18 protein-coding genes are annotated in these 20283 nt (G+C 69.1%); 8 read left to right on the forward strand and 10 right to left on the reverse strand.

What is annotated here, in order from left to right; all coding sequences use genetic code 11:
• Positions 1–42 precede the first annotated feature (42 nt).
• Entirely contained in the window at positions 43–1410 is a 1368-nt protein-coding gene (locus tag DMO17_RS01990) for a PepSY-associated TM helix domain-containing protein (protein ID WP_110680627.1), read from the forward strand.
• Positions 1411–1437: 27 nt separating this feature from the next.
• Here DMO17_RS01990 and DMO17_RS01995 read toward each other — a convergent pair whose 3' ends face one another.
• Positions 1438–1920, reverse strand: a complete 483-nt coding sequence (locus DMO17_RS01995) for an acyl-CoA thioesterase (protein WP_110680628.1) — start codon at positions 1918–1920, stop codon at positions 1438–1440.
• Between the two features lie 181 nt (positions 1921–2101).
• Between DMO17_RS01995 and DMO17_RS02000 the strand changes: the two genes are divergently transcribed.
• Positions 2102–2824, forward strand: a complete 723-nt coding sequence (locus DMO17_RS02000; RefSeq protein ID WP_110680629.1) for a tetratricopeptide repeat protein — start codon at positions 2102–2104, stop codon at positions 2822–2824.
• A gap of 4 nt (positions 2825–2828) precedes the next feature.
• On the opposite strand, the gene DMO17_RS02005 is transcribed toward DMO17_RS02000, so the two are convergent.
• From DMO17_RS02005 to DMO17_RS02015, 3 genes are all read right to left on the reverse strand, one after another.
• Positions 2829–3584, reverse strand: coding sequence for an SDR family NAD(P)-dependent oxidoreductase (locus tag DMO17_RS02005; RefSeq protein WP_110680630.1), 756 nt, complete (start codon positions 3582–3584; stop codon positions 2829–2831).
• A gap of 73 nt (positions 3585–3657) precedes the next feature.
• Positions 3658–5025: a glutamine synthetase family protein gene (locus tag DMO17_RS02010; RefSeq protein ID WP_110680631.1), complete on the reverse strand. Its 1368-nt coding sequence runs from the start codon at positions 5023–5025 to the stop codon at positions 3658–3660.
• A gap of 110 nt (positions 5026–5135) precedes the next feature.
• Positions 5136–6527: an aspartate aminotransferase family protein gene (locus DMO17_RS02015; RefSeq protein WP_110680775.1), complete on the reverse strand. Its 1392-nt coding sequence runs from the start codon at positions 6525–6527 to the stop codon at positions 5136–5138.
• Between the two features lie 122 nt (positions 6528–6649).
• Here DMO17_RS02015 and DMO17_RS02020 point away from each other — a divergent pair, with 122 nt between their 5' ends.
• From DMO17_RS02020 to DMO17_RS02040, 5 genes are all read left to right on the forward strand, one after another.
• Positions 6650–7420, forward strand: coding sequence for an SDR family NAD(P)-dependent oxidoreductase (locus tag DMO17_RS02020; protein WP_110680632.1), 771 nt, complete (start codon positions 6650–6652; stop codon positions 7418–7420).
• A gap of 166 nt (positions 7421–7586) precedes the next feature.
• Complete coding sequence (locus DMO17_RS02025; RefSeq protein WP_110680633.1) at positions 7587–8249, forward strand: GntR family transcriptional regulator; 663 nt, start codon at positions 7587–7589, stop codon at positions 8247–8249.
• 75 nt (positions 8250–8324) lie between these two features.
• Positions 8325–9929: a tetratricopeptide repeat-containing response regulator gene (locus DMO17_RS02030; protein WP_110680634.1), complete on the forward strand. Its 1605-nt coding sequence runs from the start codon at positions 8325–8327 to the stop codon at positions 9927–9929.
• On the forward strand, positions 9926–10606 hold the full coding sequence (locus DMO17_RS02035; protein WP_110680635.1) for a sensor histidine kinase: 681 nt from the start codon (positions 9926–9928) through the stop codon (positions 10604–10606). The genes DMO17_RS02030 and DMO17_RS02035 overlap by 4 nt, the downstream gene beginning before the upstream one ends.
• A gap of 18 nt (positions 10607–10624) precedes the next feature.
• Positions 10625–11305, forward strand: a complete 681-nt coding sequence (locus DMO17_RS02040) for a Fe2+-dependent dioxygenase (protein WP_110680636.1) — start codon at positions 10625–10627, stop codon at positions 11303–11305.
• 510 nt (positions 11306–11815) lie between these two features.
• Here the strand turns inward: DMO17_RS02040 and DMO17_RS02045 are convergent.
• The 3 genes from DMO17_RS02045 to DMO17_RS02055 all read right to left on the reverse strand — a co-directional run bounded on the left by DMO17_RS02045 (position 11816) and on the right by DMO17_RS02055 (position 15498).
• Positions 11816–12223, reverse strand: coding sequence for an SMI1/KNR4 family protein (locus DMO17_RS02045; protein ID WP_110680637.1), 408 nt, complete (start codon positions 12221–12223; stop codon positions 11816–11818).
• 260 nt (positions 12224–12483) lie between these two features.
• Complete coding sequence (locus DMO17_RS02050; RefSeq protein ID WP_110680638.1) at positions 12484–14472, reverse strand: PhoX family protein; 1989 nt, start codon at positions 14470–14472, stop codon at positions 12484–12486.
• A gap of 180 nt (positions 14473–14652) precedes the next feature.
• Entirely contained in the window at positions 14653–15498 is an 846-nt protein-coding gene (locus DMO17_RS02055; RefSeq protein ID WP_110680639.1) for a Tim44 domain-containing protein, read from the reverse strand.
• A gap of 163 nt (positions 15499–15661) precedes the next feature.
• Between DMO17_RS02055 and DMO17_RS02060 the strand changes: the two genes are divergently transcribed.
• On the forward strand, positions 15662–16300 hold the full coding sequence (locus DMO17_RS02060) for an FMN-binding negative transcriptional regulator (protein ID WP_110680640.1): 639 nt from the start codon (positions 15662–15664) through the stop codon (positions 16298–16300).
• Here DMO17_RS02060 and DMO17_RS02065 read toward each other — a convergent pair.
• The 3 genes from DMO17_RS02065 to uvrD all read right to left on the reverse strand — a co-directional run bounded on the left by DMO17_RS02065 (position 16297) and on the right by uvrD (position 20275).
• Positions 16297–16872 carry a TetR/AcrR family transcriptional regulator gene (locus DMO17_RS02065; RefSeq protein WP_110680641.1) on the reverse strand — a complete coding sequence of 192 codons (576 nt, stop codon included), beginning with the start codon at positions 16870–16872 and terminating at the stop codon, positions 16297–16299. The two genes, DMO17_RS02060 and DMO17_RS02065, sit on opposite strands and share 4 nt — an antisense overlap.
• A gap of 77 nt (positions 16873–16949) precedes the next feature.
• Positions 16950–18041, reverse strand: a complete 1092-nt coding sequence (locus DMO17_RS02070) for a TRAP transporter substrate-binding protein (protein WP_110680642.1) — start codon at positions 18039–18041, stop codon at positions 16950–16952.
• 29 nt (positions 18042–18070) lie between these two features.
• Entirely contained in the window at positions 18071–20275 is a 2205-nt protein-coding gene (gene uvrD / locus DMO17_RS02075) for a DNA helicase II (protein ID WP_110680643.1), read from the reverse strand.
• Between the last annotated feature and the right edge of the window lie 8 nt (positions 20276–20283).

The following is a 20283-nucleotide window of genomic DNA, read 5'->3' on the forward strand; positions in this document are numbered from 1 at the left end:
GGCCGCAGAGCCTGCCGATCCGACCATTGCGGAGTCTTTCCCGTGAGCACGCCATCCTTCTACCACCTGGCCTGGCGCTGGCATTTCTATGCCGGGCTGTTCGTCATTCCCTTCATGATCCTGCTGGCGCTGACCGGCATCGTCTACCTGTTCAAGCCGCAGCTGGACCAGCTGATGTACCCCGAGCTGCTCAGGGTGCAGGCGGCCGCCACGCCGCTGTCCGCCGACCAGCAGCTGGCGCACCTGCAGCAGGCCCTGCCGCAGGCGCAGGTGAGCCAGTACTTGCCGCCGGCGACGGCGACCAGCAGCGCGCAGTTCGTCGCCCAGCTCGACGGGCGCCAGACCAACCTGTTCCTCGACCCCTACAGCGGCGCGCTGCTCGGCCAGCAGGACGCGGCGAACAACCTGCAGGCCATCGCCCGCGCCCTGCACGGCGAGCTGCTGATCGGCACCGTCGGCGACCGCCTGATCGAACTGGCCGCCGGCTGGGGCGTGGTGCTGGTGGTGTCCGGCCTGTACCTCTGGTGGCCGCGCGGCCAGGGTGGCGCCGGCGTGCTTTGGCCGCGCCTGTCGGCCCGCGGGCGCCTGCTGTGGCGCGACCTGCATGCGGTCACCGGGTTCTGGGGCAGCGCCCTGCTGCTGTTCATGCTGCTCACCGGCATGACCTGGACCGGCTTCTGGGGCGCGCAGTTCGCCGGCGCCTGGAACCACTTCCCGGCGGCCATGTGGGATGCGGTGCCGCAGTCGGACGTGCCGGCGCGCAGCCTCAACACGGCGGCCCGGCAGACCGTGGCCTGGGCGGTGGAGAACACGCCGCTGCCGCAGTCCGACCCGCATGCCGCACACCAGGCCCACACCGATACGGCGCCGGCAGCGCCCACGCGCATCGGCCTGCAGCAGGTGGTCGACACCGCCGGCCGCCTGGCCGTGCAACCGGGCTACAGCGTCAGCTTCCCGGCCGACGACAAGGGCGTGTTCACCGTCGCCCTGTTCGCCGACGACCCGCGCCATGACGCCACCCTGCACCTGGACCAGTACAGCGGCCAGGTGCTGGCGGACATCCGCTGGGCCGACTACGGCCTGGTGGCGCGGGCGGTGGAGAGCGGGGCGATGCTGCACGAGGGCAAGCTGTTCGGCCTGGCCAACCAGCTGCTGATGCTCGGCGTGTGCCTGCTGATCCTGTTGGCCTCGGTCAGCGGCCTGGTGATGTGGTGGAAGCGCCGCCCGCAGGGCCGCTTCTGCGTGCCGCCGCTGCGCCATGACCTGCCGCTGTGGAAGGGCGGGGTGGCGATCATGTTCGGCCTCGGCCTGCTGTTCCCTCTGGTGGGCGCCTCGCTGCTGCTGATGCTGGCGCTGGACTGGCTCGGCCAGCGCCTGACCCGGCGCGGGGCCGAGGCAGTCGCCGGCTGATGCTCTCGCCCGCCTTGTGGCAGGAGGTCAGCCCTCGTCGTCGAGGAACTGGTAGCGCTGCTCCAGTTCCTCGCGGATCACCCGGCGCTGCTGCGCCTGGCGGAAGCGCCGCTGCTCGTCGGCGCTCTCCGGCTGCAGCGGCGGCACCGGCTTGGGCTGGCCCTCGGGGTCCATCGCCACCATGGTGAAGAAGCAGCTGTTGGTGTGGCGCACCGAGCGCTCGCGGATGTTCTCGGTGACCACCTTGATGCCGACCTCCATCGAGGTGCGGCCGGTGTAGTTGACCGAGGCGAGGAAGGTGACCAGCTCGCCGACATGCACCGGTTCGCGGAAGATCACCTGGTCCACCGACAGGGTCACCACGTAGCTGCCGGCATAGCGGGCGGCGCAGGCATAGGCCACCTCGTCGAGGTACTTGAGCAGGGTGCCGCCGTGCACGTTGCCGGAAAAGTTGGCCATGTCCGGCGTCATCAGGACGGTCATCGACAGTTTGTTGGTTCCAAGTTCCATGGGTATCTCATAGGCAGATGAATATGCGCCGGCGTTGCAGTCCTGCGGGTCTGCTTCTTGTTATAGGTTCTGCCTTACATCTTCGCTGTGCCGGCGCCCGCGCCATGCAAGTTTGTGGCCGCTACCCGGCATGGGCGGTGGCGGCCCGCTAAGCTTGGGTCTTTGTCCGAGGAGGCCGACCATGCGCGCCCATTTCCTGCCCCTGCTGCTGCTCCCATTCGGCGCGCCCTGCACCGCCGCGGAGCAGGCCTGCGCCACTGCCTCGGCCTGCAACCAGGCCGGTACTGCCGCCTACCAGACCGGCCGCTACGAGCAGGCCATCGCCGCCTTCGAGCGCCAGTTGCGGCGGGCCGAGCAGGCCAACGGCGATGCCGGCGACGGCGAGGAGCTGGCGCTGAACAACCTGATGCTGGCCAACCTCAAGGCCGGCCAGCCGGGCCTGGCCCGTGCCTGGCTGGAAGTGGCGCTGGATCGCGGCTTCAGCGGCGCGGCCACGCGCCATAACCTGGGCAAGGTGGCGCAGGCGCTGGACTTCGCGGCACTCGCTGCCAGCGTCGAGGGGCACTACCTGCGCTACGCCGGCCAGGGCCTGTGGAGCAGCCTGGATATCCAGCGCCAGGGGCAGGGTTACGAGGTGTTCTTCAGCCCGCTGCGTGCCGGCTTCCAGGTCGAGGACTATGGACCGGCGGCGATCGGCGAGCTGACTGGCCGCATCAGCGGTTCCGGGCCACATTTCCGCCTGACGGATGCCGGGCTGGAGCAGGGCTGCGCCGTGGAGCTACTGTGGCACGGCGCCGACCTGCGCGTGCTGGAGGTGCCGGGCGAGCGCTGCCAGGCCTATGGTGGCGCCGGTATCGGCGTCGCCGGCCGCTACTACAAGACCAGCGGCGCGGCGCAGTTCTGAGCCGTCACTTGCCGGCGGACAGGCCCAGGTCGATGGCCAGGTCGGCACCGGTGATCGCCGCTGCCCCCGGCTGGCAGAGGAAATGCACCAGCTCGGCCACCTCGGCGGGCTGCACGAAGCGCGCCTGCTCGCCCTGCGGATACTTGTCCAGCAGCTCGCGGAAGTAGGCGCGCGGGTTGCCGTTGCCGTAACGCTCGGCCTGGAACTGCAGCATGGGCGTGTCGATATCGCCGGGCGACACCGTATTGACCCGCACGCCATGCGGCGCCAGGTCCAGCGCCAGGGTCTTGCCGAGCAGGGTCAGGCCGCCCTTGCTGGCGCAGTAGGCCGCCGCGTTGCGGTTGCCCTGGTGGCCGGCGTCGCTGGAGATGTTGACGATGCAGCCGCGGGTTTCCTTCAGGTGCGGGATGGCGGCCGAGCACATGAAGAAGGGCGCCTTGAGGTTGGCGGCCATCACCAGGTCGAAGTCCTCCTCGGAGAAGTCCTCCACCGGCCCCTCGCGCCAGATGCCGGCGGCGTTGATCAGGGCGTCCAGGCGACCGACGCGGCCCAGCGTGCGCTCAACCACGTCGCGGCAGGCGCCGGCCGTGCGCAGGTCGGCAGGGATGGAACCGGCCAGCGGCAGCTCGTTGCCCAGCTCGGCCAGGCCGGCGGCGTTCTGGTCGGTGACCACCACCCGCCAGTTGCCCTGGTGAAAACGCTGCGCCAGGGCGCGGCCGAGGCCGCCGGCGGCGCCGGTGATCAGTACGACGGGTTGCATACGGACTCCTGCAAAGGGGGAGGGGGCAGATGCAGCAAGGCCAGCCGGTGGGGGCTGGCCTTGTAGGTGGACATCAGGCGTGGGTCAGGTACCAGCGCCAATCCTGCTCGCCGACTTCGCCGACGAACTGGCGGAACTCTTCCCACTTGATCGCCAGGAATATCTTCAGGAAGTCCTCGCCGAGGGCTTCTTTGGCCCAGGCCGACTGTTCCAGGGTGCGCAGCGCGGTCAGCCAGTCGGTCGGCAGGGTCTCGCGCGCCTGCTCGTAGCCGTTGCCGACGATGGCTTCGCCCGGGTCGATCTGGTGCTTGATGCCGTGGTGGATGCCGGCGAGGATCGCGGCGGCGGCCAGGTAGGGGTTGGCATCGGCGCCGCAGATGCGGTGCTCCACATGGCGGCTCTTGGCCGGGCCGCCGGGCACGCGGAACGACACGGTGCGGTTGTTCACGCCCCAGCTCTTGGCCAGCGGCGCGTAGCTGTTGGCCTGGAAGCGGCGGTAGGAGTTGGCGTTGGGGCAGAAGATCGCCAGCGCGTCGTTGAGCGTGGCCATCATCCCGCCGATGGCGTGCCTGAGCAGCGGGGTGCCGTGCGGGTCTTCCGAGGCCATCAGGTTATTGCCCTGCTCGTCGGCCAGCGACACGTGCATATGCAGGCCGCTGCCGGCCAGGTCGCCGAACGGCTTGGCCATAAAGCAGGCAATGAGGCCATGTTTGTTGGCCACGCCCTTGACCAGACGCTTGTAACGGATGCCTTCGTCGACCGCCTGCAGGGCGTCGAAGCGGTGCTCCAGGGTCAGCTCCAGCTGGCCGGGGGCGTACTCGGAGATCGCCGTGCGCACCGGCAGGCCCTGGGCTTCGCAGGCGCTGTAGAGGTCATCGAGGAAGGCCTGCTGCTGTTCCAGCTCCAGCACGCCATACACCTGCGGCGCCTGCGGGCGCACGCCGTTGGCCTGCACGGCCGGCTGCGGGCGGCCATTGGCGTCGCGGTTCTTGTCCAGCAGGTAGAACTCCAGCTCCACCGCCATCACCGGGTGGTAGCCGTCGGCCTTGAGGCGGTCGATGGCGCGCGCCAGCACATGGCGCGGGTCGCCGGCGGCGGCCGGCTGGCCCTGGGTCGGGTGCATGCTCACCTGCACCTGACCGGTGGGCGTGGCACGCCAGGGTTGCAGGGTCAGGGAGCCGGGGATCGGGTAGGTCCAGCAGTCGGCATCGGCGACTTCCCAGACCAGGCCGCTGGCCTCGACGTCCTCGCCCTGGATGGTCAGCGAGAGGATGGAGCTGGGCAGCGGGCGGCCGTTCTCGTAGATCGCCAGTAGCTCGTCGCGGTGCAGCAGCTTGCCGCGCGGGATGCCGTTGGCGTCGATCAGCATCAGCTCGATCAGGCGCACCTCGGGGTGCTGGGCGAGGAAGTCGCGGGCTTCCTGGGGGTTGGCGAATTGCATGGTGGTGTCCTTTGCTGTGGTCCCCTCTCCCACTAGTGGGAGAGGGGCCGGGGGAGAGGGAAGGGGCTGTTGCCCTCTCCCCAGCCCTCTCCCGTAAACGGGAGAGGGAGTTAAAGCCGCGCGCCGGGAATGGCCAGCAGCTCGGTGATGGCCTGGTCCAGCATGCTGATCAGCTTGTCCACATCCTCGGCCGTGGTGCTCGGGCAGCACAGGGTCATGTTGTGGAACGGGGTGATCAGGATGCCGCGGTTGATCAGGTACAGGTGCAGGGCCATCTGCAGCTCATCGTGGAAGGCGGCCTCGGCCTCGGCACCGGTGCGTGGCGACACCGGGCAGAACTGGAACTCGCTGCGCGCGCCCAGCTCGGTCACCGACCACTTCAGGTCGTGCTTGGCGATCAGGCCACGGAAGCCGTCGGCCAGGCGCTTGGCCAGTGGCAGCATGTGGTCGTAGGCGGCCTGGGTCATCACCTGTTCCAGGTTGGCGCGCATGCAGTGCATGGCCAGGGCGTTGGCCGACAGGGTGGTGCCCATGCCGCTGTGGCCGTGGCCCTGGCTGTCCGCCTGGGCTTTCTTGCGCGAGGCGAGCATCTTCTCGGCCATCTCCGCGCTGCAGCCGAAGATGCCGCAGGGCACGCCGCCGGCGATCGGCTTGCCGACCACGAAGAAGTCCGGGTCGAGGTTCCACAGCTTGGTGCAGCCGCCGATGTCGGTGGAGATGGTGTGGGTCTCGTCGATGATCAGCAGCGAACCGTACTTGCGCGTCAGCTCGCGGCACTTCTGCATGAAGCCCGGGTCGGGCAGGACCATGCCGATGTTGGTCATGGCCGGCTCGCACAACAGGGCGCAGACATCGCCCTGAGCCAGCGCGGCTTCCAGTGCCGCCACATCGTTGAACGGGATGGCGCGGCTGTATTCGGTCAGGTCATAGGCCTGGCCGACCAGGCCGGAGCGGTGCACGGTCTGGCCGTCGCGGTAGCGCACCATCACGTCGTCGACGGTGCCGTGGTAGCAGCCGTCGAACACCAGCAGGGTCTTGCGCCCGGTCACCGCGCGGGCCCAGCGCAGCACGTAGCGGTTGGAGTCGGTGGCGGTGGCGGTGACCTGCCAGAACGGCAGGCCGAAGCGCGCGGCCAGCAGCTCGCCGCAGACCACGGCGTCCTCGCCCGGCAGCATGGTGGTCAGGCCGTTGCCCGCCTGCTCGGCGATGGCCTTGGCGATCGGGTCCGGCGAGTGGCCGAACATGGTGCCGGTGTCGCCCAGGCAGAAGTCGATGTACTCGTGGCCGTCGACGTCATAGAAGCGCGCCCCCTTGGCGCGCTCGACGAACAGCGGGCAGGGGGTCGACCAGTCGGCCATCCAGTGCATCGGCACGCCGGCGTACAGCGAGCTGCGCGCACGTTCGGCCAGGGCCACGGATTTCGGGTTGCGCGCCAGGAACAGTTCGCGCTCGCGGGCGGCGAAGGTTTCCACGGCGGAGGGGCTGATACCGCTGGCAGTCATGTTGAACACCTCGTTCGAATTTCTGCACATGCTATTTTGTGATCACAGAAATGGCAATAGCTCCATTTTTTAGCGATTTGATCTAGTATCGACTTGAATTTGTGATCACAAAAGGCTTATCCATGAACATGAAAGGGCAAGTGGCTCTGGTCAGCGGCGCCGGCAGCGAACAGGGCATCGGCATGGCCATCGCGCGGCGCCTGGGGCTGGCGGGTGCGCGGGTGCTGGTGACCGCCAGCAGCGCGCGCATCGAGCAGCGTGCCGCCGAGTTGCGCCAGGAAGGTATTGAAGCACGCGCCTGGGTGGCCGACCTCACCGACGAGCAGCAGGTCGCCGAACTGGCCGCCTGGGCCGAGGCGCAGTGGGGCCGGGTGGATATCCTGGTGAACAATGCCGGCATGGCCATGCAGGGCAGCCCCGAGCCGTTCGCCGAGCTGGCGCAGATGGACCTGGCCACCTGGCAGCTGTCGCTCACGCGCAACCTGACCACCGCCTTCCTGCTCACCCGCGCCGTGCTGCCGGGCATGCAGGCGCGCGGCTACGGGCGCATCGTCAATATCAGCTCGACCACCGGCACCCGCGGCAGCAATGTCGGCGAGTCGGCCTACAGTGCGGCCAAGGCCGGCATGCTCGGCCTGTCGATGGGGCTGGCGCTGGAAGTGGCCAAGCAGGGCATCACAGTCAACAGCGTGGCGCCAGGCTGGATCGGCACCGGCTCCTCCACCGACGAAGAGCGGCACGCCGCCGAGTACACGCCGGTCGGGCGGGCTGGGCGCCCTGAAGAAGTGGCCGCCGCCGTGGCCTTCCTGGCGTCGCCCGAGGCCAGCTACATCACCGGCGAGGTGCTGGTGGTGGATGGCGGCAACTGCCTGATCGAAAACAAGGCGCCCTGAGCGCATCGGCGCCCGTCAGGCGTTATTGCGTCTTTCGGACACTTTCGCACCCAGCCTGCCTCCAGCAGAATCGCCCAGCCGATTTTTCCACCCTCCGGAGACCACCATGCGCAATTGCCTGCTCACCCTGTCCCAGCTGCCCGCGCCGCCACGGAGCCTCTGAGCCATGGCCGACAATCTGCAGGAACAACTCTACCAACGCATTCGCGAAGGCCTGCTCGAAGGGCGCTTCCAGCCCGGCGAGCGCCTGAAGATCCGCGACCTGGCCGCCGCCTGGGGCACCAGCCCGATGCCGGTGCGCGCCGCGCTGCAGCGCCTGGTCGCCGAGGGCGCCCTGGAGGGCGAGCCACAGCGCTCTGTGCGGGTGCCGGCGATGACCCGCGAGCGCTACGAGAACATCTTCCAGGTCCGCCTGGGCCTGGAGGGCCTGGCCGTCGAGCTGGCCACGCCCAACCTCACGGCCGCCGACCTGGCCGAGCTGCGCGACTGCGTGGCGCGCATGGACCTGGCCATCGAGCAGCGCCAGGTGCAGGCCTACCTGGAGGCCAACAGCCGCTTCCACCTGCAGCTGTACGGCGCCTGCGGCAACCCGGTGCTGCTGCGTTCCATCGAGTCGCTGTGGCTGCAGATCGGTCCCTTCTTCAACCGCCTGTTCACCGGCGCCGACCTGTCGCTGCGCCTCAACGATTTTCACGAGCAGGCCTTCGCCGCCATCGAGGCCGGCGACGCCAAGGCCGCGCGCCAGGCCATGGAACAGGACCTGATCTACTTCGCGCGCTTCCTCCTCAACCTGCTGGAGCTGGAACAGCACCCGGCGCCGGCTCGGTAATCATGCCGATCTCGCCGCCGGCGTTTCCTGTCTTACACTGAAGGCGATCGCTTCTCCGACACCAAGGATTGCCCGATGCAGGACTACAGCGACAAGCGTTTTCTGGTGGTCGACGACTTCAACGACTTCCTCAGCTCGGTCAAGGCCATGCTGCGTGAGATGGGCGCGCGTGACGTGGATACCGCCAACCGGGGCGAGGAAGCCATCGCCATGTGCCGGCAGAAGCGCTACGACATCATCCTCCACGACTACAACCTGGGCGCCGGCAAGAACGGCCAGCAGGTGCTCGAGGAGCTGCTCGCCGCGCGCCTGATCAGCCATCAGTGCATTTTCGTCATGGTCACCGCCGAGAGCAGCCAGGCCATGGTCCTCAGCGCCCTCGAACACGAGCCGGACGCCTACCTGACCAAGCCGTTCAACCGCGCCAGCCTGGCCCAGCGTCTGGACAAGCTGGTGGAGCGCAAGACCCTGCTCAAACCGGTGCTGCAGGCCCTCGACAAGCAGGCCCCGGCGGAGGTGCTGGCCGCCTGCGAGCGCCTGGCCCAGCAGGACAAGCGCCTCGTGCCGCTGTGCCTGCGGCACAAGGCCGGCGCCCTGCGCGAGCTGGGCCGTGTCGATGAACTGGAGCGCCTGCTCGGCGGCGTGCTGGCCGAGCGCGCGGTGCCCTGGGCCTGCCAGGCGCTGGGCAACCTGCTGCTGGCGCGTGGCGACCTGGTGCGGGCCAAGGAGGTCTTCGAGAAGGCGCTGCAGACCTTCCCCATGCAGCCCGGCCTGTACGACGGCCTGGCCGCCGTGCTGGAGGCCCAGGGCGAGGCCCGGCGCGCCCAGGAAGTGCTGGAGGATGCCGTGCGCATCTCGCCGCTGGCCATGCGCCGGCAGATGCAGCTGGGCAAGCTGGCGATGCGCAACGAGGATTTCCAGGGTGCCTCCAAGGCCTACCGCAGCGCCGTCGAGCAGGGCCGCAACTCGCGCCTGAAGAGCCCGGAGAACTACCTGGGGCTGAGCCAGGCGCTGATCGCCGGCGCCGGCGACGAGAGCCTGGACAAGCGTGCCCTGGCCGAGATCAACCAGACCCTGGCCGAACTGGACAACCAGTACGGCGACGACCCGGCGCTGCAGGTGCGTGCGCGCCTGATGCAGGCCAGCAGCCTGCACAAGTCCGGCGACCCGGCGCGCGCCGCGCAGCTGGCCGCCCAGGCCGTGGCGCAGCTCGACAGCCTCGGCGAATTCCTTTCCGCCGAGGCGGCCCTGGCCGTGGCTGGGCAACTGCAGCAGCTGGGCCAGGCCGAAGCCGGCGCAGCCATGCTGAAGAGCTGCGTGGAGATCTACGGCGACGATGCCAAGGTCATGGAGGGCATCGCCAGGCTGACCGACGACCCGGCCATCCTCTCCGGCGGCAAGGAGGCGGTGGAGCTCAACCGTCAGGGCGTGCGCGCCTACCAGCTGGGCCGCGCCAGCGATGCCCTGGAGCTGTTCCGCCGGGCCCTGGCGCTGCAGCCGAAGAACATCAGCATCGCCCTCAACACCGCGCAATCGCTGCTGCGCCTGGGCGGCGATGCACCCAGCGCCGAGCTGCTCGCCGAATGCCGGGCCTGCCTCGACGCAGTGCGCATGATCCCGGCCAGCGATCCGCGCCACGAGCGCTACCAGCAGTTGCGGCGCAAGGCCTTCGGCACATGAGCGGGCTGGACCTCGCCACGGTCATCGCCTCCACCGTGCACGACATGAAGAACTCCCTGGCCCTGCTCGGCCAGGCCCAGGCGCGCTGGCTGGCGCAGCTGCCGGCCGAATTGCAGGCGAGCCCCGAGCGCGGGGTGATCGAGTACGAGGCGGCGCGCCTCAACGGCATGCTGGTGCAGCTGCTCGGCCTGTACAAGCTGGGAGTCAACCAGCTGCCGCTGTACCCGGCGTACCACGAGCTGGACGACTTCATCGGTGCCCAGCTGGCGCGCCACCAGGAAATCCTCGACAGCCGTGGCATCGCCGCCCGCGGCGAGGTGGAGGCGTTCGATCTGATGGGTTTCTTCGACCAGGAACTGGTCGGTTCGGTGGTCGGCAACGTCATCGCCAACTCCATCCGCTATGCGCGCAGTGCCCTGCTGATCGGCGCCCGCGAGGAAAACGGCGAACTGCTGCTGTTCATCAACGACGACGGCGCCGGCTATCCGGCGGCAATGGTCGAGCAGCAGGGCGACTACGTACTCGGCCTCAACCAGAGCAGCGGCAGCACCGGCCTGGGCCTGTACTTCGCCGCGCGCATCGCCGAGCTGCACGAACGGGACGGCCGCCGCGGGCGCATCGAGCTGGGCAACGGCGGGCCGCTGGGCGGCGGCGAGTTCCGCATCTACCTGCCCTGATACCCGAGAGACGATCCGATGATGTTGCATATTCCCCAGGTGCTGAAGCCACAGCAGGTCGCCGAGTGCCGCCAGGTGCTGCAGCAGGCGAAGTGGGTGGACGGCCGGCAGACCGCGGGGGCGACCTCGGCGCAGGTGAAGAACAACCTGCAGCTGCCGACCGACAGCGCCGAGGCGCAGCGGCTGGGGCAGACCATCCTCGCTGCGCTGGAGCGCAACGCCTTGTTCATGTCCGCCGCCCTGCCGCGGCGGGTGCTGGCGCCCCGCTTCAACTGCCACCAGGCCGGACAGAGCTACGGCCTGCACGTGGACAACGCGGTGCAGCGCCTGGCCGGCGGCGAGCTGCTGCGTTCCGACCTGTCCGCCACCCTGTTCCTCAGTGCCCCGGAGGAATATCAGGGCGGCGAGCTGGAGATAGTCGCCAGCCTGGCCACCCACAGCATCAAGCTGGCCGCCGGTGATCTCCTGCTGTACCCCTCCACCAGCCTGCACCAGGTCTGCCCGGTGACCCAGGGCACGCGCCTGTGCGCCTTCTTCTGGCTGCAGAGCATGGTGCGCGACGCCGAACAGCGCCGCCTGCTGTTCGAGCTGGACCAGAGCGTGCAGCAACTGTCGCGCGAGCTGGGCCATGGCCATGCCAGCGTGGTGCAGTTGACCGGCGTGTACAGCAATCTGGTGCGTCAGTGGGCGGAGATCTGAGCGGCTGGCCCATGTTGCCGCGCCCCTGCAAATGATCGACCAGAGCACTCCTCGCCCGTTTGCGGGAGAGAGGCTGGGAGAGGGCCGCGCTGCCCTAGACCTGTAGCCCGGATGCAATCCGGGCGCGGAGCCGCCTGCTACCCGGATTGCATCCGGGCTACACAGACCCCAGCTCGCGCTTACCCAAGAGCCTTCAGGGCGTGCAGCTCAGCGGCTGTTGGCGCCACTCGGCCCAGGCCCGTCGCCAGCCCTCGGCATGGCCGACGCCGGGCAGCGGGCAGGCCCCAGCTGTGCGCGGTAGTGCTGCAGCAACTCCAGCGCAATGACCCGGTCGGCACCGCCCAGCAGATGGCGCCACCGGAATGACCGGCCAGCTGGCGTAGCGCGTCTTGAGCCGATCCGGCGCCTGGTCGAGGCTGTGCAGCACTTCCTCGGCATAGCTGCGGCCGGCCCACCGCGCGGTGCTACAGGCTGGCATGCTGAGACTTCAGCCAGACAAGTGTTCGTTGTTCAGCTTTCCAGCCAGACGTCGCGGCACCAGTGCCAGACCGAGTCCCAGCTCTCGTCGGTGAGTTCGCCCGTGCTGCCGTCCCACAGCCACACGGTGCCTTCCACGTCCACCGCGTAGTAGTCGCTGCCGTCCTGGCACAGCGGCACCAGGTCGCGCGGCAGGCCGCGGTCCCAGGCCACCGAGGCGACTTCCGGCAGGTAGGTGTGCGAGTGCGGGTCGCTGGCGGTAACCGGCTCCAGGCGGCCGTAGACCACGTCGCTGACCTTGAGCAGGTATTCGCGCAGCTCGAAGGGCAGGTGGATGAGGATCTGCTCCTGGATCTCCACCAGGGTCTCCTCGTCCGGCAGCTCCAGTGGCACCGGCACCGGCTCGTTGAGTTCGCGCAGCTGATCGATGACTTCTTCCACGGGACGTCTCCTGCAAGCGGTTTCGGCTAGAGGGTAGCCGAACGGAGGCGCGTTTTACCCTGTACGGGCGCCGAGCGGAAGAGGGCCGGTCATCATGGGCTGCACGGCTTCAGGACGTAGCCCGGATTCAACCCGGGAAAACCGGCGGCTCAGTTCCCGGATTGCATCCGGGCTACGCGAGGCGATCTGTTCGCGTGTGGCGGCTGTCGCTCCCTCCCCTCTCATGGGAGAGGGGGGAGCGACATATAGCTGCTTGGGCCTTACATCAGGCGCTTGCCGTCCTCGCGGGTGATCACCACGGTGGCCGAGCGCGGGCGGCGGCCGGGGCCGTCCGGCCAGCTGCTGAGCAGGTTGGTCGCGGTGGAGCCTTCGCCCGGGTGCTGGATGTTGACGAACAGGGTGCGGAAGTCCGGCGTGGCGCTGATGCCGGTGACTTCGGCGCCGATCGGGCCGGTAAGGAAGCGCTTGACCTGGCCCGTGCGCGGGTCGGCCACCAGCATCTGGTTGTGGCCGAAGGGGCCGCTGGCCAGCTGACTGCCGCTCATGTCGGTCTGGATCCACAGGCGGCCGTCCGGGTCGAACCACAGGCCGTCCGGGCTGGCCAGGATGCTCGCGTCGGTGAGCGCCGCGCCATCCGGGCCGCGGCTGTCGGACTGCGGCCCGGCGAGCAGGAAGATGTCCCAGTTGAAGCGCTGGCCGGCATGGTCGCGGCGGTCCTCGCGCCAGCGGATGATGTGGCCGTAGGGGTTGGCCGCGCGCGGGTTGGCGGCGTCGGCGAGGCTGCGCGAGCTGTTGTTGGTGAGGGTGAAGTAGACCTCGCCGTTGTCCGGGTTGACCGCGCCCCACTCGGGTCGGTCCATCTTGGTGGCGCCGACGATGTCGGCGGCCAGGCGGGTATTGATCAGCACCTCGCCCTGGTCGGCGAAGCTCACCCCGGCGGCTGCACAGGCGGCCTGGAAGGCCTTGTCCTTGAGGTCCAGGGCCAGCCAGTCGCCCGTGCCGTCGGCATTGAAGCGCGCCACGTAAAGGGTGCCCTCGTCGAGCAGGCGACCGGGCTGGCGCAGCAGTGGCAGGTATTTGCCGCGGCTGACGTACTTGTAGATGTACTCGTTCTGCGAATCGTCGCCGGAGTAGCACACCAGCGGGCGGCCGGCTTGCACCGGGGCGAAGATCAGGCCTTCGTGGGCAAAGCGGCCAAGGGCGCTGTGCTTGACCGGTGTGGAGGTCGGGTCGAAGGGGTCGATCTCGACGATCCAGCCGAAGTGGTTGGGTTCGTTGCGGTAGTCGCCGCTGGCATCGGCGGCCTTGCGGGTGGCGTCGAAGCGCTGGAATTCGTCGCCGGGCAGGGTGTCCCAGCCGAAGCGGCTGCTGTTGCGCAGGCCGTAGCGCTTCAGTTCGCGCGGCAGCTCGGCGTCGCGGCTGGCGAAGTAGCCGGCCCAGTTTTCCTCGCAGGTCAGGTAGGTGCCCCAGGGCGTCACGCCGTGGGCGCAGTTGTTCTGCGTACCGCGGGTGGCGGTGCCGTCCGGGCTGTGCAGGGTCCTGAGCAGGGCGTGGCCGCGCGCCGGGCCGGCCATCTGCATCGGCGTGGCGGCGGTGATGCGGCGGTTGTAGGGGCCGGGCACCACCTGCCAGTCGCCGAAGCGGTCGCGACGGATCTCGACGATGGTCACGCCGTGGGCGTTGATTTCCTTGCGCACTTCTTCGGCCGAGGTGCGCTTGCCGTCCACCACGCTCGGGCCGTTGGGGTGCAGCAGCGGCGCGTCGATGTACTCGTTGTTGAACACCAGCAGGCCGTGGCTGGAGCGGCGCCCGCCACCGTGGCGGCCGTCGATGGGGAAGAAGTGCATGCCGTCGTGGTGCATGCCGACCTGCTCGGCCTGGTCCTGGGCGCTGTTGCTGGCGTCTTCGAGGAAGGCCGGGAAGCGCCCGCCGATCGGCGTGCCCCAGGGCAGGATGACGCTGGCACGGTAACCGGCCGGCACCTGGATGGCGTCGGCGCGGCTCACCGGCACGGCGTCGAAGGGCAGGCGGTTGCGCTTGCCGAACGGCAGCCTGGCGCCCTGTTCGGCGGCCGCGACCGCCTGTGGCAGTACACCGAGGAAGCCCAGCGCACCGACGGCCGCGCCACCGGCAAGGATCTGCCGGCGGCGCTGGTCGATCAGCTCGCTCATGTGCGGGTTGCCGCAATGGTTGCTGGGGCGTTCATCGCCGCTGCCAAAGAGCACGGCGTCGTGGTCATCGAGGCTCATCGTTCGGGTCCTTCTGCTGAGGAGGTGCGACGGAGCCATGACGCTAGCGGGCAAAGAAGACGGGACTGTGACGCTGAGGTGGCGGATCTGTGGATTGCGACTCGCTTAACGTTTTGCCGGCGCTGTGACGCGGGCAGAAAAAACCCGGGCCAGGCCCGGGTTCCGTGGTGCGTGCAGCGATCAGCCGTTCTGGCGGATGCCGGCCACCAGCCAGGGCTGGTCTTCGCCATTGACCCGCTCCATGCGCCAGCTCTCGCTGAAGGGCTCGCCCTGGTCGAAGCGCGAGGTCTTGGCCAGGCCGCGGAAGGTCAGGGTGGCGACGGTCTTGTCGGCCAGTTCGTCGATGCCGTCCAGCTGCACCTCGAGGGCGTCGATGTAGGTGGACTGGTAGCCGTCGCCCAGGCTGGCGCGCTCTTCCTTGAGGAAGCTGAGCATCTGCGGGGTGACGAACTCGGCGATCTTGTCCATGTCGCCGGCGTCCCAGTGCTGCTGCAGGGCCAGGAAGTGCTCGCGGCCGGCGCTGACGAAGCGCTGCTCGTCGAACCAGGCCGGGGCGTTGAAGGCCGGGCGGGCGGCGGCCGGCGCGCTACCGCCGAAGATCGGCTGCTGCGGCATCTGGCGCTGCATGCCGCCGGCCATCGCCGGCTGGCCCTGGGCCTGACGGCGGGCGGCGAACAGACGGAAGATGACGAAGGCGATCAGGCCGAGGAGCAGGATGTCGAGCAGCTGGATGCCCTCGAAGCCGTCACCCATGAACATGGCGGCGAGCAGGCCGCCGGCGGCGATGCCGGCCAGTGGGCCGAGCCAGCGCGAAGCACCGCTGGCTGCCGGGGCGGCACGCCCGGCGGTGGCCGCGGCGCCACTGGTGGCGGCCGGCTGGCTGGCGCTGGGGGCGTCGGCCTGGCGGGTCTGGTGGGTCGGCGCGGAGCCGAAGGACTTGCCGCCGCCCATGCGCTTGGCGCTGGCGTCGAGGCTGAGGGTCAGGCCCAGGCACAGGGCCAGGGCGATGCTGAGAAAACGCTGCATGTGGGGTGATCCCGCTGAGGTTGTGGTTCGCGCGTCATGCTGCCGCAGTCCCGGGTGGCTGGCCAGCCGCAGAATGTTTCCGGATTTATGTACAACTGTGTCTGTTCGCCGCGCCGGGCATCCGGTACACCGGGGTTTTCGCCACAGGCACGCGAGGTGCGCCATGTACATTCCCAAGGCATTCGCCGCCACCGAGCTGGGCCAGCTGCACGGCCTGATCGAGCACAGCCGCCTGGCCGTGCTGGTCACCCAGGGCGCGCAGGGGCTGCAGGCCAGCCACCTGCCGTTGCTACTGGCGCCGGATGAGGGCGAGTTCGGCACCCTGTACGGCCACTTCGCCCGGGCCAACCCGCAGTGGCGCGAGCTGCAGGCCGGTGCCGAGGTGCTGGTGGTGTTCCAGGGCGCCGAGGCCTACGTCAGCCCGAGCTTCTATCCGTCCAAGGCCGAGCACGGCAAGGTGGTGCCGACCTGGAACTACCAGGCCGTGCACGCCTATGGTCGTGCCGAGGTGTTCGACGCGCGCGAGCGCCTGCTGGCGCTGGTCAGCGCCCTCAGCGACAGGCACGAGCAGGGCCGCGAGCGACCCTGGGCGGTGAGCGAAGCGCCGGCCGAGTACATCGAGGCCATGCTGCGCGCCATCGTCGGCTTCGCCCTGCCCATCGCCCGGCTGGAGGGCAAGGCCAAGCTCAGCCAGAACAAGGACGCCGCCGATTTCGCCGGGGTGCACGCGGGGCTGGCGGCCTCGCCGCTGCAGGTCGAGCGCCAGCTGGCGCAGGAGATGGCCCTGCTGCGCGGTGCCTAGCCGAGCAGCCAGCCCAGCGCCGGGCCTCGCAGCTGGCGGCGCAGCAGGGCGCGCAGGTCGGCCTCGTCCGCCTGGGGCTGGCGCAGCCAGTGCACGAAGGTACGCAGGTAGGCGGCGGTGAGCAGGCTTTCCTCGGCGATGCGCGCCAGGTGCAGGCTCTGCCGGCCGGCCGCCTCGCGCCACCACTGCACGGTGCGGCTGATGCGCAGCAGGCCGCCGACCTGCAGGTGGACATGGCCGGGCTCCAGCTTGTACAGCAGCATCTGTCCGGTCAGCGCGCGGTGCCCGGCGAGCGCCGCCAGCCAGGCCAGCAGCAGCTCCTCCAGGCGTTTCTCGGCGTTCAGTGCGGCCAGGTCGGCGCCCTTGGCGCGTGCCAGCAGGGCCTGGTCGGCGCGGTCGAACCAGGCCTCGACCAGGTCGTCCTTCTGCCGGTAGTGCTTGGCGATGGCGACCAGATCGCAGCCCAGCGCGGTGGCGACCTGGTGCAGGTGCAGGGCTTCCCAGCCGCAGTGCTCGGCCAGGTCGAGGGCGCAGTCGAGGATCTGCGCGGCGGAAGGGCTCGAACGGGGCATGGCGGCTACCTCCGTTCGACAGTATGGTCAGTCCGGCCCGACAGACACGGTGGTCTGACGGGCGGCCTGTCCTGGCATCAGCGCCAGTTGAACAGTTCTTTCTCGGTCACCTCGTGCAGCGGTGCCACCTGGGCCTGGAAGGCCTGCATGGAGGCCCAGATGCGCCCGTTCAGCTCATTCTGCGCGGCCAGCTCGCCGAGCACCAGGGCGGACTGCTGGCGCAGGGCGGCCAGCACCTCGTCGGGCAGGCGCTTGAGCTCGGTGCCCTGCTGCTTGAGCTCTTCCAGGGCGCGGGCGTTGTTGAACACGTAGTCGTCCTGCATGTCCTGGTTGGCGGCGCGGGCGGCTTCCTCGACTATTGCCTCGAGGTCGTCCGGCAGGCTGTCCAGGGCCTTCTGGTTGACCAGCAGCTCCAGTGCCGCCTGCGGTTCCTGCCAGGCCGGGTAGTAGTAGTACTTGGCCGCCTTGTGCAGGCCGAAGGCCAGGTCGTTGTAGGGGCTGACCCAGTCGGTGGCGTCGATGGCGCCGGTCTGCAGGGCGGTGAACACCTCGCCGCCGGGCAGGTTGACGGTGGTGGCGCCGAGCCGGCTGAGCACCTCGCCGCCGAGGCCGGGCATGCGGATCTTCAGGCCCTTGAGGTCGTCCAGCGAGGCGATCTCCTTGTTGAACCAGCCACCCATCTGCATGCCGGTGTTGCCCACGGTCAGCGGCTTCACGCCGAACGGTGCGTAGGCCTCGGCCCACAGGGCCTGGCCGCCGCCGTGGCTGAGCCAGGCGTTCATCTCCGAAGCGGACAGGCCGAAGGGCACGGCGGTGAAGAATTGCGCGGCCGGCACCTTGCCCTTCCAGTAGTAGGCGGCGCCGTGGCCCAGCTCGGCGGTGCCCTGGGATACCGCGTCGAACACCTCCAGCGCCGGCACCAGCTCGCCGGCGGCATACACCTTGATCTGCAGGCGCCCGCCGCTCATCGCCGCGACCCGCTCGGCGAAGCGGTTGGCCGCGGTGCCCAGGCCCGGATAGTTCTTCGGCCAGGCGGTGACCATCTTCCACTGGAAGCTCTGCGCCGGGGCGGCGGCCGGCGTGGCGGCGGTCTGGTTCTCGTCCTTGCAGGCGGCCAGGCCGAGGGCGGCGAGGATGCCGGCGAGCAGCATCAGGGGGCGGCGGATCATGGGGGCTCCTTGTTGTAGGTCTGTCTGAATCAGATCGCTTCCAGCTTGGCGTACGCCAGCATCAGCCACTTGCTGCCTTCGCTGGCGAAGTTGACCTGCACCCGCGCCTGGGCGCCGCTGCCCTCGAAGTTGAGGATCACGCCTTCGCCGAACAGCGCATGGCGCACCGGCTGGCCGAGGCTGAAGGGGGTTTCCGGCACTTGGCTGCCTGCGAACATCGAGCCACCGCTCATGCTCCGGCTCGGCGCCGCGTAGGGGCGGCTGACGCTGTTGCTCAGGCGCACTTCCTGGATCAGCGCTGGCGGGATCTCGCGGACGAAGCGCGAGACCTTGTTGTAGGTCTCGTTGCCGTACAGGCGGCGGGTCTCGGCGTAGGTCAGCACCAGCTGCTGCATGGCGCGGGTCACGCCGACGTAGGCCAGGCGGCGCTCTTCCTCGAGACGGCCGGGCTCCTCCAGGCTCATCTTGTGCGGGAACAGGCCCTCCTCCATGCCGACCAGGAACACCAGGGGGAACTCCAGGCCCTTGGCGCTGTGCAGGGTCATCAGCTGCACGCAGTCCTCGTGCTCCTCGGCCTGGGTATCGCCGGCCTCCAGTGAGGCGTGGGTGAGGAAGGCGGCCAGCGGGCTCATCTCCTCTTCCTCGTTGTTCTCGAAGTTGCGCGCGGCGCTGACCAGTTCCTCGAGGTTTTCCACCCGCGCCTGGGCTTTCTCGCCTTTCTCGGCCTGGTGCCAGGCGATCAGCCCGCTCTGCTCGATGACGGTCTGGGTCATCAGGTGCAGCGGCATGTCCAGCACCTTGGCGGCGAGATTCTCGATCAGCTCGATGAAGCCACTCAGCGCGCCGGCGGCGCGGCCGGGCAGGGCTTTGCCCGCGATCAGCTGCTGCATCGCCGCCCACATCGACAGGTCGCTGTGGCGGGCGTGCTCGCGGATGGCCTCGACGGTCTTCTCGCCGACGCCACGGGTCGGCACGTTGATCACCCGCTCCAGCGCGGCGTCGTTGTGGCGGCCGTCGAGCAGGCGCAGGTAGGCCACCGCGTTCTTGATCTCGGCACGCTCGAAGAAGCGCTGGCCGCCGTAGATGCGGTAGGGAATCTTCTCGCGCAGCAGGGCCTCTTCCAGCACCCGTGACTGGGCGTTGGAGCGGTAGAGGATGGCGATCTCGCTGCGCTTCAAGCCGTCCTTGCGCAGCGCCGCCTCGATCGACTCGACCACGTAGCGGGCCTCGTCGTGCTCGTTGAAGGCGGCGTACAGACTGATCGGCTCGCCATCGCTGCCCTCGGTCCACAGCTCCTTGCCGAGGCGCCCGTTATTGTTGGCGATCAGCGCGTTGGCGGCCTTGAGGATGCCGGCGGTGGAACGGTAGTTCTGTTCCAGGCGGATCAGCTGGGTGCCTTCGAAGTCGCTGCTGAACTGCTGGATGTTCTCGATCTTGGCGCCGCGCCAGCCATAGATCGACTGGTCGTCGTCGCCGACCACCATCAGGCTCTCGCCACCCTTGGCCAGCAGGCGCAGCCAGGCGTACTGCACGGCGTTGGTGTCCTGGAACTCGTCGACCAGGATGTGGCGGAAGCGCTTCTGGTAGTGCGCCAGCAGGTCGGGCTTGTCGCGCCACAGGTCCAGCGCACGCAGCAGCAGCTCGGCGAAGTCGATCACCCCGGTGCGCGCGCAGGCGTCTTCATAGGCCTGGTAGATCTTCAGCATGGTGGCGAGGAACAGGTCGCCGCCGGGCTGGATATTTTTCGGCCGCAGGCCCTCGTCCTTCTGCCCGTTGATGAACCACTGGGCCTGCTTGGCCGGCCAGCGCTGCTCGTCCAGGCCCAGCTCGCGGATCACCCTTTTCACCAGGCGCTGCTGGTCGTCGGAGTCGAGGATCTGGAAGTTCTCGGCCAGCCCGGCTTCCTGCCAGTGCGCGCGCAGGATGCGGTGGGCCAGGCCATGGAAGGTGCCGACCCACATGCCGGCCGGGCTCTGGCCGAGCATCTGCTCGATGCGCTGGCGCATCTCGGCCGCTGCCTTGTTGGTGAAGGTCACCGAGAGGATCGAGTAGGGCGAGGCGCCGAGGAACTGGATCAGGAAGGCGATGCGGTGCACCAGCACGCGGGTCTTGCCCGAGCCTGCGCCGGCCAGCACCAGCTGGCGGCCCAGCGGGGCGGCCACGGCCTGGCACTGCGCATCGTTGAGGGAGGCGAGGAGAAGTTCGGGGTCGAGAAGGGCGGGATCTTTATGCATCGCGGCAT

It is taken from the genome of Aquipseudomonas alcaligenes, assembly GCF_003205495.1.
In the GTDB taxonomy this organism is placed as follows: domain Bacteria; phylum Pseudomonadota; class Gammaproteobacteria; order Pseudomonadales; family Pseudomonadaceae; genus Aquipseudomonas; species Aquipseudomonas alcaligenes_B.